Source organism: Nocardia sp. NPDC056541, from assembly GCF_042794235.1.
In the GTDB taxonomy this organism is placed as follows: Bacteria; Actinomycetota; Actinomycetes; order Mycobacteriales; family Mycobacteriaceae; genus Nocardia.
This window is the reverse complement of sequence record NZ_JBHTUD010000022.1, coordinates 14962-26903: the sequence shown is the minus strand read 5'-3', so window position 1 is coordinate 26903 and position 11942 is coordinate 14962. Positions and strand designations below refer to the sequence as shown.

11 protein-coding genes are annotated in these 11942 nt (G+C 69.0%); 7 read left to right on the top strand and 4 right to left on the bottom strand.

The window, feature by feature from the left end:
* Positions 1-2 precede the first annotated feature (2 nt).
* A complete protein-coding gene (locus ACFQ9R_RS29660; RefSeq protein ID WP_378995227.1) occupies positions 3-1262 on the bottom strand; it encodes an acyl-CoA dehydrogenase family protein in 1260 nt (419 codons plus the stop codon).
* A gap of 50 nt (positions 1263-1312) precedes the next feature.
* A complete protein-coding gene (locus ACFQ9R_RS29655; protein ID WP_378995225.1) occupies positions 1313-2230 on the bottom strand; it encodes an SMP-30/gluconolactonase/LRE family protein in 918 nt (305 codons plus the stop codon).
* Positions 2231-2436: 206 nt separating this feature from the next.
* On the opposite strand from ACFQ9R_RS29655, the gene ACFQ9R_RS29650 reads away from it, so the two are divergent.
* Positions 2437-3630 carry a PucR family transcriptional regulator gene (locus ACFQ9R_RS29650; protein ID WP_378995345.1) on the top strand — a complete coding sequence of 398 codons (1194 nt, stop codon included), beginning with the start codon at positions 2437-2439 and terminating at the stop codon, positions 3628-3630.
* A gap of 153 nt (positions 3631-3783) precedes the next feature.
* On the opposite strand, the gene ACFQ9R_RS29645 is transcribed toward ACFQ9R_RS29650, so the two are convergent.
* Positions 3784-4434 carry a TetR family transcriptional regulator gene (locus ACFQ9R_RS29645; RefSeq protein WP_378995223.1) on the bottom strand — a complete coding sequence of 217 codons (651 nt, stop codon included), beginning with the start codon at positions 4432-4434 and terminating at the stop codon, positions 3784-3786.
* A gap of 122 nt (positions 4435-4556) precedes the next feature.
* Here ACFQ9R_RS29645 and ACFQ9R_RS29640 point away from each other — a divergent pair, with 122 nt between their 5' ends.
* The 3 genes from ACFQ9R_RS29640 to ACFQ9R_RS29630 all read left to right on the top strand — a co-directional run bounded on the left by ACFQ9R_RS29640 (position 4557) and on the right by ACFQ9R_RS29630 (position 8145).
* Positions 4557-5345 (top strand): SDR family oxidoreductase, encoded by a 789-nt coding sequence (locus tag ACFQ9R_RS29640; protein WP_378995221.1) that lies wholly within the window; start codon positions 4557-4559, stop codon positions 5343-5345.
* A gap of 25 nt (positions 5346-5370) precedes the next feature.
* Positions 5371-6435: a diacylglycerol kinase gene (locus ACFQ9R_RS29635; RefSeq protein ID WP_378995218.1), complete on the top strand. Its 1065-nt coding sequence runs from the start codon at positions 5371-5373 to the stop codon at positions 6433-6435.
* Positions 6436-6507: 72 nt separating this feature from the next.
* Positions 6508-8145: an FAD-binding protein gene (locus ACFQ9R_RS29630; RefSeq protein WP_378995215.1), complete on the top strand. Its 1638-nt coding sequence runs from the start codon at positions 6508-6510 to the stop codon at positions 8143-8145.
* A gap of 21 nt (positions 8146-8166) precedes the next feature.
* On the opposite strand, the gene ACFQ9R_RS29625 is transcribed toward ACFQ9R_RS29630, so the two are convergent.
* Complete coding sequence (locus ACFQ9R_RS29625; RefSeq protein ID WP_378995213.1) at positions 8167-9141, bottom strand: alpha/beta hydrolase; 975 nt, start codon at positions 9139-9141, stop codon at positions 8167-8169.
* A 107-nt stretch (positions 9142-9248) separates the two neighbouring features.
* Between ACFQ9R_RS29625 and ACFQ9R_RS29620 the strand changes: the two genes are divergently transcribed.
* Genes ACFQ9R_RS29620 through ACFQ9R_RS29610 form a run of 3 tightly spaced genes read left to right on the top strand, consistent with a single transcriptional unit; the run spans position 9249 to position 11917 of the window.
* Entirely contained in the window at positions 9249-10100 is an 852-nt protein-coding gene (locus ACFQ9R_RS29620) for an SDR family oxidoreductase (protein WP_378995211.1), read from the top strand.
* Positions 10097-11206, top strand: coding sequence for a hypothetical protein (locus tag ACFQ9R_RS29615; protein ID WP_378995209.1), 1110 nt, complete (start codon positions 10097-10099; stop codon positions 11204-11206). Before ACFQ9R_RS29620 ends, ACFQ9R_RS29615 begins: the two co-directional genes overlap by 4 nt.
* A 42-nt stretch (positions 11207-11248) precedes the next feature.
* A complete protein-coding gene (locus ACFQ9R_RS29610) occupies positions 11249-11917 on the top strand; it encodes a TetR/AcrR family transcriptional regulator (RefSeq protein ID WP_378995206.1) in 669 nt (222 codons plus the stop codon).
* Positions 11918-11942 lie beyond the last annotated feature (25 nt).

Here is an 11942-nt window from a genome sequence, read left to right as displayed (position 1 = left end):
GGTTACCGCCCCTGCCCGTACTCGGCGAGCTCGAGCCGTCCGACCATGTCCAGATGCACCTCGTCGGGACCGTCGGCCAGGCGGATCGCCCGGGCGGTCGTCCAGGCCGCCGACAGCGGCACATCGTCGGAAAGTCCCGCACCACCGTGGATCTGCATGGCGAAGTCGATGACGTCCTGCGCCATCGACGGCACGTGCGCCTTGATCTGGCTGATCTCGCTGAGCGCGCCGAACGCACCGACGGTATCGAGCTTCCATGCCGCGTGCAGGACGAGCAGGCGCGCGGCATCGATCGCGATCCGTGCCCGGGCGATGCGTTCCCGGTTGCCGCCGAGCCGGGCCAGTGGCTTGCCGAACGCGGTCCGCGTCGTCGCGCGTTCGCAGGCCGCGGCGAGCGCGGCCTCGGCCAGGCCGATCAGCCGCATGCAGTGATGGACGCGGCCGGGACCCAAACGGCCCTGGGCGATCTCGAACGCTCGGCCGGGACCGAGGACGATGTTCGCGGCGGGCACACGCACGTCGGTGAACGACACCTCACCGTGCCCGAACGGCTCGTCGTAGCGGCCCATCGCGGGCAGCATCCGTTCGATCTTCACGCCCGGAGTGCGGACAGGTACGAGCACCATCGTGTGCCGACGGTGTTTCTCGGCCTCGGGATAGGTCAGGCCCATGAAGAGGACGACCGCGCAGTCACGATGGCCGATACCGGTGGTCCACCATTTGCGGCCGTTCACGACGACGTCGTCGCCGTCGAGGACGGCGGTGGCCGCCATCGTGGTGGCGTCCGAGGAGGCGACGCCGGGTTCGGTCATCCCGAAGGCAGACCGAATGCTGCCGTCGAGCAGCGGTTCGAGCCACCGCTCCCGCTGCGCGGCGTCGCCGTAGTGGAGCAGCACCTCCATGTTCCCGGAATCCGGTGCGTTGCAGTTGAAGACGTGCGGCGCCAGGAACGAGCGCCCGGTCTCCTCGGCGATCGGCGCGTAGTCGACATTGGTGAGGCCGGTGCCGCCGTCGGTCCCGAAGCGCGCGGCGTACCGGCCGGCATGGGCGGCGGGCAGGAACAGATTCCACAGACCCGCCGCGCGGGCCTTGGCGCGCAGCTCGCCGAGCACGGGCAGGGGATCCCACGGGTCGGCGCCGGTCTCGCGCAGCGCGGCCACGCTGCGGTGATAGTCCGCCTCGATCGGGGTGATCTCCTCGGCGATGAAGCCGCGTACTCGGCCGACCAGGTCGGTGGCGCGGGTACTGGGAGCGAAGTCCATGTCTCTGCTTTCGGTGAAAGGGGAACGGCGGCGGGGGATCCCGCTGGAATTCAGGAGGGTAGGTGGGTGAGACCGAGGGCGGATTCGTCCAGGCTGCCCAGCACGAGCGTGCCGTTCGCCTCGGCCACGCCGGTGACCATCGCGTAGTCCGCGCCGTCGCGCTGCAGGTCGTGGACGATGGTCCCGGCGTGATCGACCGCGATCACCCAGGCAGTACGGGCGGGGCGTGGCCTGAGCCGATCGGGTACCCGCCACAACAGTTTTCGCGCGATCGCCGGTGCGGGCAGCAGGCGATCGAGCAGGGGATTGCGCGGTGCGGCCAGCGTGACCCAGATCAGTCCGTCGGAGCCGAGGGCGATGTTGTCGGGGAAGCCGGGCAGGTTCTCGATCAGCACCTCGCGAGTACCGGCTTTCGGGCCGCGCACCCAGTAGCGGTTGAGTCGGTAGGCCGCCGTCTCGGCGACGATCAGCGACGCCCGATCGGGTGCGAAGGCGATGCCGTTGGCGTACTGGAGGTTGTCCAGCAGGGTCGCGGTCGTCCCGTCGGGGGAATGCCGGAACAGGCGGCCGGTACCGGAATGCTCGAGCAGGTCGCCCATCCACAGCTCCAGCGGCCAACGGCGCGAAGACGCGGTGAAATAGACGGTGCCGTCGCGCGGATCCCCGACGACATTGCTGGCCATGTTCAGCGGGCCGTCGTCGACGGCACCCACCAGGACCTCGATCTCGGTACCGGTCCAGCGCAGCAGGCCGCGGTGCGCGTCGCAGATGAGCAGGGACCCATCGCCGACCGCGCAGAGCCCCAGCGGGCGGCCACCGGTGTTCGCGACCACCTCCACACTCTCGGTGGCGATGTCGACCCGCAGGATCCGGCCGTCGGCGATGCCGGTGTAGACGAGGCCGTCGGCGCCGAGAACCACATCCTCGGGGCCGGCGCCGGGGAGCTCGATCCGCCGGACCGGGGGCATCGGTGGCGTACTTCGGCGCTGCCCGGCGCGGGGAGTCGCCGTCGGTGGTGACCACCGAACGGGCGCCATCCCAGGTGCGGACCGAACACCGACGACCATGCGTGCCTCCCAGCGATCGAGCGCCGCCCGCTGCCGCGCTCTCTGTGCACATGCCATTCTTGGGTCCAGTCAGCGGCGTTGAAATAGGCGAGGAAACCGAGTTGACTGTGCATATGCACACCAGCGAGCCGGTGCCCGCGCTGGCGCTGGGACCGCACCGGCGCAAGATCGCGGCGCGCATCGCCGCGATGATCGCGGAGGTCGATCCGGCACTCAACGAGATGGCCGCGGACCTGACGCGGCTGTACCGCGACAACATCCCGGTCTACGACCAGGTCGACGCGGCCTCGATCGAGACCAACACCCGTGCCGTGTTGCGCATCGTCGTGGCGCAACTGGGCGACGAAGGAGCCGCGCACGCGGGGTTCGACGAGCTCACCACCCTGGCGAGAACCTGGGCAGACCAGCAGATCCCCCTGGATCTGGTGGCGCACAGCCTGCAGATCGGCGCGCGCCGGATCTTCGAGCTGATCCGTCGCCGCGCCGCCACGCACGGGGTGCCTGCCGCCGAGATCGACGAGATGCAAGACCTCACCTGGGAATGGGCGACCGCGTCCGCCACCGCCGTGCACCGGGTGCTGCGGGAGCGGGCAGTGGCCGGGGCCGCGCGGCGCGCCGACTTTCTGCGCAGCCTTGTCGACGGCACGGTAGCGCCCGCGGTGCTGCGCGCCGAGGCGCGCGATCACCGGCTCGATCCCGAGCATCGGTACCGGATCGCCTGCGCCGCGTGGAACGGTACCGCCGCGGCGACGGACCTGCTCGCCGCGTTGCGAGCGCGGGGTTCGACGGCGAAGCTCCCGGTCGTCGACACGGTCGTGGATCAGCATCTGGTCGCCCTGCTGCCGCGGACTCCGGACGCGTTGCCGGAGGGCAGCGTGGTCGCGGTCGGCTCCGCGGTATTGCTCGGTGATGCCACGGCGTCGTACCGGCAAGCGCGGCGCGCGTTCGATCTCGCGGTGCGGCACGGCAGGAGCGGCCTGGTCGATCTCGGATCGCTGGGCCCGCTGCCGCTGCTCGGGGAGGCCGAGGGCACCGCGCGACTGCTCGCGGACAAGCATCTCGCGCCGCTGCGACGCCATGCTGGGGCCGAGGAGATACTCGGCACGGTCGAGACCTACCTCGACTGCGATCAACGCGTCGACGACACGGCGGCCAGGCTGTACCTGCACCGCAATACCGTCCGCAATCGGCTCACGCGCTTCGCCGACCTCACCGGCCTCGATCTGGGCCGGACCGACGACCTCATCGTCGCCTGGTGGCTCCTGCACCGCGATCCGGACTCGCCTCCGCCGTCGCGCTGACCGGCGATGCGTTCGGGATCGCGCCGAGGTGCCGCGGTCGCCACCCGACGGCAGCGGTAGCCACCGGTGAACAGCACAACTGCTGGGCCGACGCTGTCAGGTGCCGGTGTGGAACGCCCGCCGGTGTTTGTCCGGCGAGTCGAGCGGGTGACGTCAGCTCACCCGGGCGTCGTGCGTCAGCACACCACCGGTGCTGACGGGGGCGGCGAGTGATCCGGCGAGCATGTCGATGATCTCTGCCCACACCTGTGTATCCGTGGCCCGTGCATCCCCTGCTTCGGCCGCCCGTTCGTGATCGGCCAGGAGCGCGAAAAGCATGGTGGTCAGCGCCCGTAGCCGCCGAACCCGCAATCGTGGTGGCAAGGCGCTGAGCTCGCGGTCGAGGCCCTGCATGATGACGCGCACCGACGTGCGCTCCGCGCTGTCGAGATTGGTCGCATCCGAGATCGACGGGTGGGGTTGGATCTGTTCGAGAAAACGCGCGTAGTGGCGAATTCCGTGCCGCTCGCCGAGCTCGAACATCGGCACCACCAAGGCTTCGAGCAATCCGTGCAAGCCTGGTGGCCGACCCGAGCCCGCTTGTTCGGCGAGCAATTCCAGCCGCCGCACTTCCAATGTCGCCAGCCGGAACTCGACCACCGCCGCGATGAGCCCGTCGCGGGACCCGAAGTGATATTGGATCACTGAATTGTTTCGCTGACCTGCGGCAGCGGCGATATCGCGCAGCGGTACCGACCGTCCGTGCTCGGCGATCAGACGCTCCGCCGCGACGATGAGGCGCTCCCGCGCTGCTGTTGCTGCCACAGATCGAACAGTAGCCGTTCATCAACAGGATTGAGAAGTACTCATTGACAGTTAAGTGAAATCTCTTAAAGATGCAGTGTGACCGCAGCCACATGCGGCCATCTCAGAGAGGAGCTTGCACCATGATCCTGGATGCCTTCCGGCTCGACGGTCGCGTTGCCATCGTCACCGGAGCGGGCCGCGGTATAGGCGCGGCCACCGCGCTCGCGCTCGCCGAAGCCGGTGCCGACGTCGCCATCGCCGCCCGCACCACCGAACAGCTCGACGAGGTCGCCGGGAAGATCCGGGCCCTGGGCCGCCGTGCTGTGACCGTGACGGCGGATCTCGCCGACCTGGCCGCGGTGAAGGCCTTCGCCGACACCGCCGCCGCCGAACTGGGCCGTATCGACATCGTGGTCAACAATGTCGGCGGCACCATGCCCAATACCTTCATGACCACCTCCCCGAAGTTCCTGGAGGAGGCTTTCCGCTTCAATGTGTCCACCGCGCACGCGCTCACCCAGGCCGCGGTACCGCACCTGCTGGAGTCGGACAACGCCTCGGTGGTCAGCATCTCCTCGATGATGGGCCGCACCGCGGGCCGTGGCTTCCTCGCCTACGGCACCGCCAAAGCCGCTCTCGCGCACTGGACCAGGCTGGCCGCCACCGATCTGTCTCCACGTATTCGCGTCAATGCCATCGCGGTGGGGTCGGTACTCACCTCCGCGTTGGATGTCGTTGCGAGTCAACCCGAGATCAAGGCCACGATGGAAGCCGCGACCCCGCTGGGTCGGCTCGGCGAGCCCTGGGAAATCGCGGCGGCCATCGTCTACCTCAGTTCACGCGCGGGCGGCTATGTCACCGGCAAGATTCTCGAGGTCGACGGCGGCATCGAAAGCCCCAATTTCGAACTCGGCCTGCCCGACCTGTGATCCACTCCCGCGCAAAGGATCTGACATGACCTACCGTGTAATCCAATGGAGCACCGGAAACGTCGGTGCGCGAGCGCTGCGTTCCATCATCGCCCGGCCCGAACTGGAGCTCGTCGGCGTGTGGGTGTCGAGCTCGGCCAAAGCCGGGAAGGACGCGGGCGAGCTCGCCGGGCTGTCCGTCGACACCGGCATCACCGCCACTACCGATGCCGACGCCCTGCTGGCCCTGAAACCCGACTGCATCGTGCACACCGCTATGGCCGACGACCGGCTGATGGAATCGGTCGAGGACCTGAAACGGTTCCTGCGCGCCGGCATCAATGTGGTCTCCAGCAGCCCTGTCTTCCTGCAATACCCGTACGGCACCCTGCCCGACGAGGCGATCGCCCCGATCGTCGCGGCCGCCGAGGAGGGCGGTGCGTCCCTGTGGGTCAACGGCATCGACCCGGGCTGGGCCAACGACTGGCTGCCGCTGCTGCTCTCCAGTGGCTCCGAACGGATCGACCGCATCATCTGCTCGGAGATCATGGACTACTCCACCTATGACAATCCCAAGGTCGTCTTCGACATCATGGGATTCGGCAGTGACCTCGATGCCCTGCCCATGCTGCTGCAACCCGGCGTCCTCACCCTTGCCTGGGGCAGCGTCATCCGGCAGCTCGCCGCCGCGCTCGACATCGAACTCGATTCGGTCACACAACATTTCGAACGGTTGCCGGCCACCGGTGATCTCACCGTCGGCGACCGCACCATCGCCGCGGGTACGGCCGCCGCGCTGCGCTTCCAAGTCCACGGCATCCGCGCCGACCGCGAGGTGCTGACTCTCGAGCACGTCACCCGTCTGCACCCCGACCTGGCTCCCGATTGGCCACAGCCGACCGGAAAGGGTGGCTACCGCGTCGAAATCCAGGGCGAACCGGACTACCGGCTGGACCTGCAGCTCACCAGCGACGGTGACCACGCTCTCGCCGGTGTGGTCGGCACCGCTGCCCGCCTGGTCAGTGCCGTCTCGGCCGTGGTCGAGGCCCGCCCCGGTCTGCTCACCGCCACCGATCTGCCCCTCACCACCGGCCGTGGACTGATGTCCTGACGGCCCGCTGTCCCGCGACTCGACTGGTGCCGAAAATCTAGAACACGTTATAGTTCGGCTGATCGGGCGACGATGCGGTCGGCCCGTGCTCGGAAGGGTGGACAAGTGCGGGCCTGGGATGACGCAGCCGATGTCGTGGTCGTCGGATACGGCGGAGCGGGAGCGGCCGCGGCGCTGGCCGCGCGGGAATCCGGCGCCGAAGTGCTGGCCGTCGACCGGTATCTGGGTGGCGGCGCTACGGCACTGTCGGGTGGCATCGTGTACGCGGGTGGCGGCACCTGGGTGCAACGCGACGCGGGCATCGACGACGACGTCGACACCATGCTCGCGTACCTGCAGGCCGAGGTCGGTGACGCCGTGAGCGCCGCGACGCTGCGCCGATTCTGCGAAGAATCCCCGGCGATGATCGACTGGCTGACCGGGCACGGCGTGCCCTTCCAGCCCTCGGTGTGCCCGTACAAGACGTCCTATCCGACCGATGACTACTACCTGTACTACTCGGGCAGCGAGAACTCCGGCGGTTACCGCGATCTCGCGAAACCGCGTCAACGCGGTCACCGTACGCACGGTCCCGGCGTCTCGGGCAAGGCGCTGTTCGGGCCGCTGGCGGCGTCGGCGGCCGAGCACGGCGTTCGCGTCCGGACCGGAACCAGGGCGACTCGGCTCGTTGTCGAGGACGGGCGCGTGACGGGCATCGAGGCGCTCACGATCGCCGACGCGCCCGCGGCGGTACGGCGCCGATTCGCCGCGCTCGCCCGGATCTCGGCGAAACCCGGTGTGTATCACCAGGGTTTGCGCCGGGCGGTGGAAAAGCTGCTGGCCCGGATCGAGCGCAGATACGGTGTGCCGGTCCGGATCCAGGCGAGATCCGGCGTGGTACTCACCACGGGTGGGTTCATCGCGAACGGGGAGATGGTCGCACGGCACGCCCCCGCGTATCCGTGGTCGCAGGGACTGCCGCTGGGGAGCGCCGGCGACGACGGCAGCGGCATCACCATGGCGCTCGACATCGGTGCGGCGAGCGGCAAGATGGACGCGCTGTCGACCTGGCGGTTCATCGCGCCGCCCAGCGCCTTCTTCGGAGCGATCGCGGTGAATGCCCTGGGCGAGCGCATGATCGACGAGTCTCGCTACGGCGCGGCCCTGGGCGCGGCCATCGCCGCCAGTCCGGGTCATCGCGCGTGGCTGCTCGTCGACGCGGAGCTGGAGGCCGAGGCTCGCGGTCAGATCGGTACCCAGTCGGTGTGGTTCCAGCGAATGCAGACCGAGCGTTTGCTGCGGATCGGGCGCGTCTCGGGGAACACCGTCGAGGAGGTGGCCGCCCGCGCCGGTATCGACCGGTCCGCCCTGCGTGCGACCCTCGACGCGCACAACCGTGCCATCGAGGACGACCGCCCCGATCCGCTGGGCAAGCCCGACGACATCCGCCGCCCGCTGCGCACCGGACCGTTCGCCCTGCTGGATATCTCGTTCAAGGCGCGGCTCACCTATCCGATGCCGATGCTCACCCTCGGCGGCCTGCTGGTGGACGAGGACACCGGCGCTGTGCGCCGCGAGAGCGGGGGAGTAGTGCCGGGACTGTTCGCCGCGGGGCGCGCCGCGGTCGGGGTCTGTTCGAACTCCTACATCAGTGGCCTCTCGCTGGCCGACTGCATCTTCTCGGGGCGGCGGGCGGGCACCCACAGCGCCCGGTCGCTGCTCCCTCGATGAGCACCCGCCGACGCCGGCTGATCAGGCGGGCATCCGATCCGGCGGGCCGCTCGCTCGCTCGATCCCGGTGACGAACGCGCTGACCTCGGCCAAGGCGGCGACTGCTTCGGGGACGGCCAGATAGCCGGCCTGGAAGACGTGGACTTGGCCGGGCCAGATCTGCAGGTCACAGCGCACGCCGACGCGGCGGGCGGTCGCCGCGAGGTGTTCGGCGTCGGCCTGCAAGACCTCGAGCCCGCCGACCTGGATGAGCATCGGCGCAAAGCCGGGGGCGATCCCCGCCGCGACGTCCAGGCGAGGATCGGCGAGGTCTGACCCCGCCACGTACATGCCGACCAGCCGGTTGCCGGTGGTGGCCGAGGCGTACGGGTCGCGTATGCCCGGTTCCTTCGTCGCGGCCAGCCCGAAGGTGGGGTCGGCCACCGGCGAGAACAACACCAGCCCGGACGGTTGTGGAAGTCCGCGCCGGGCCAGCTCACCGGCGAGGGCCAGTGCCAGGTGCCCGCCCGCGGAGTCTCCGGCGACGACGATGTCGGCGGGTCGATGCCCGCGGGCGAGTAACCAGAGGTACCCACGCAGCGCGTCCTCGTGTGCCGCGGGAAACGGGTCCTCGGGCGCGAGCCGGTACCGCGCGGCGAACACGGGGCGTCCGCTCGCGCGACCCACCCGCCCGACCAAGCCGCGGTGGGTGCCCGGCGAACAGGAGAAGTACGCACTGCCGTGCAGGTAGTAGACGACCGGCTCGTGTGGCTCGGGTACTGCGTTCACCCATTCGCCGCGGACCGCGAATTCGGTGTCCGCGTGTTCGTGGACGGGAAAACGCGCCACCGTCCAGGACGGCATGACCAGGCGCAATCCGTGCATTGCCGCGCGTCCGATACGGACGCCGGCGCGAGTGGCGGGAAGCCGCGAGCCCAGTCGGCGCACTGTCAGCAGCATGACCGCCGCCACGATTCGGCTGGCGCGCGACGGTGTCGCGCTGAGATTTCGATCCATGCCGTGCATCATCTCGGGAAACAGGTCAACTGACAAGAACTCATGTCAAAACGCGCGATTGTCCTGTACTTTGTTGACATGACTTCATGTCAAAATTGGGACAGGCAATGAAAGGGCAGGTCATCGCGGTGACCGGCGGTGCGCGTGGGATCGGGAGGGAGATCGCCGCGCAGCTCGCCCGCGCGGGCGAGCGCGTCGCGATCGGCGACATCGACGAATCGGCGGCCCGCGCCACCGCGACGGAACTGGGTGCGCAGGTGCGGGGCTTCGGTGTCGATGTCGCCGACCGGGATTCGTTCGCGGCGTTCCTCGCCGCCGTCGAGCAGGTGTGGGGACCGCTCGATGTGCTCGTCAACAACGCCGGGGTGATGTGGGTCGGCCCGTTCGATCGGGAACCCGAGGCGGCGCGGCGACGACAGTTCGACGTGAACGTGCACGGCGTCATCAACGGGGTGACCCTCGCCGCACCGGCCATGCGTGCGCGAGGCGCCGGGCACATCGTCACCGTGGCCTCCGCCGCGTCGAAGCTCGCCCCGCCCGGTGAGTCCTCCTACGCCGCGACCAAGCACGCCGTCTTCGGCTACCTGAGCGGGGTCCGCGCGGAACTGCGCGGCAGCGGGGTCGAACTCTCGGTGATCATGCCGACCGTCGTGGACACCGAATTGGCGACCGGCACCGCCACCGGCGCGGTGGCACTGCTCCAGCCCGCCGACGTTGCCCGCGCCGTCCTCCGGACGATCGAACGCCCGCGATTCGAGGTGACAGTCCCCCGCTACATCGGAGCGCTGCTGCGCGCGGTGAACGTGCTCCCGGCCGCCCTGCGCGACCGTGTCCTGCTCGGCATGGTCCCGGATCAGGTTGCCGCCGTTCATGATTCATCGAGCCGGGCCGACTATGAACACAAGGTCTGTGGCCCCACCGAACCTCCACCCACGCCGACGACAGGAAACCGGACATGACCACAACCGACGCTCTCGGCGACATCCGGCCGATACCGGAGTTCGCCGGTGTCCACGACGTGTGGCCGCGCGGCGACCGGCTCGAGGCGGTGCGCGAAGGCGCGCGCCGCTACCGCGAGCGGTTCCTCCGGCAGGGGCAGGTGCGTGCGGTCAAGAGCTTCGACATCGCCGCCGCCCCGTATCCGCAGCGATTCGCGTTCCAGGGCTATTCGATCGGCCCCAACCCGATGATCTCGATCATCAACCGGATGTTCGTGGTCCAGTTCGAGGGATTCGACGGCACGCTCCGAACGCTGGTCTGGGAGCCCACCGTCGCGGCCGGATCGGGCAAGGCCCCGTTCTACGCGAAACTGCAGAAGCTCTCGCGCACGCTGCGCGCGGAGTCGCTGTTCGTCAAGTACTACAACGATCCCGAGGCGGTGCTGCCCCGGCTGGGCCTGCGCAACGAGGGTGTCGACTACGTCAGCTTCGACCATCTGCACGTGCAGGACATCCGCATGATCATGGGCAGCGACGTGCCGATCGACGGAGAGTCCGGCCCGCGTGACCCGCTGTTCCCGAACGCGCGGATGCTCGTGCAGCGCACCGAACTCGGCACGCTGGAATCGGTGCACCCGATGCAGTGGGCGTGGTACGTCGACGGCGGTATGGACGGCGTCCCCGCCGAGCGGCTGCAAATCCTCGACGGTGACGTCGAGTTGGGTGTCGGGGTGAGCCTGCTGTGGACACCCGGCCACACCGACGGGAACCACTCGCTGTGCGTGAACACGCCCGACGGTGTGTGGGTGTCCTCGGAGAACGGGATGGCCGCCGACAGCTGGCAACCGGAACTGTCCAGGATTCCCGGGGTCCGGCAGCAGGCGCAGTTCTACGGCCGCGAAGTCGTCCTCAACGCGAACACTCTCGAAGACTCGCTGGATCAATACGATTCCATGGTCAAGGAGAAGACCATGGCTTCCCGGTCACCGCGCGATCCGCGCTGGCTGCAAGTCATCGCCTCCTCGGAATGCGCGAACTGGAAGCGGCAGTGGCCGGTCGTGCCGACTTTCACCCACGGCGGACTCGACTACGGGACGATCGTGATCCCACCGCGGGCCGATGACTAGGATGGAGACCTTCTAGATCAGGTAGCCGGATGCGGGAGGACAGTGACCGAGACCGACGCTCCGTCCGGGAACCGAGCTCCGTCGCGCCGCTACGGTGGGCGGGACAAGGAGAGTCGAAGCGCTGAGCGTCGAGACGCGCTCCTCGCGGCCGGCCTGGAACTGTTCGGCACCATCGGTTATCCGGCGTCCTCGGTGAAGAAGATCTGCGACCGCGCGGGTTTGACCGAGCGGTACTTCTACGAGTCCTTCACTCATCGTGAGGCACTGCTGCGCGCGGTCTACGACGGTCAGATCGACCAGGTCCGCGCCGCGACCTTGGCGGCGCTCGCGGGTGCCGAACCCGATCTGGCTCCCCAGGCACACGCCAGTGTCGACGCCTTCGTTCGGACCGTGGCCGCGGACCCGCGCCGCGCCCGGGTCATCTTCATCGAGGTCGTGGGAGTCAGCGCGGAGCTCGAGGTGCACCGGCGCGCGGTCATGCACGAATTCGCCCAGCTGATCGCCGGTTTCGCCGACGCCTACTTCCATGTTCCCGCCACCGATCGCTTGGCGATCGCGGCAATGCTGTTCGCCGGCGGGATGACCGAGCTGATGGTTGACTGGACGCTGGCCGACGCACCCTTGCCGCTCGACGAACTGATCGACGTCGCCGTGAGCATTCTGATCCACGGCCTCGGGACCCTGGATCGCCGACCCGGCGACCAGGTGTAGCCCGGTCGGCGATCCGCCAGGCCCC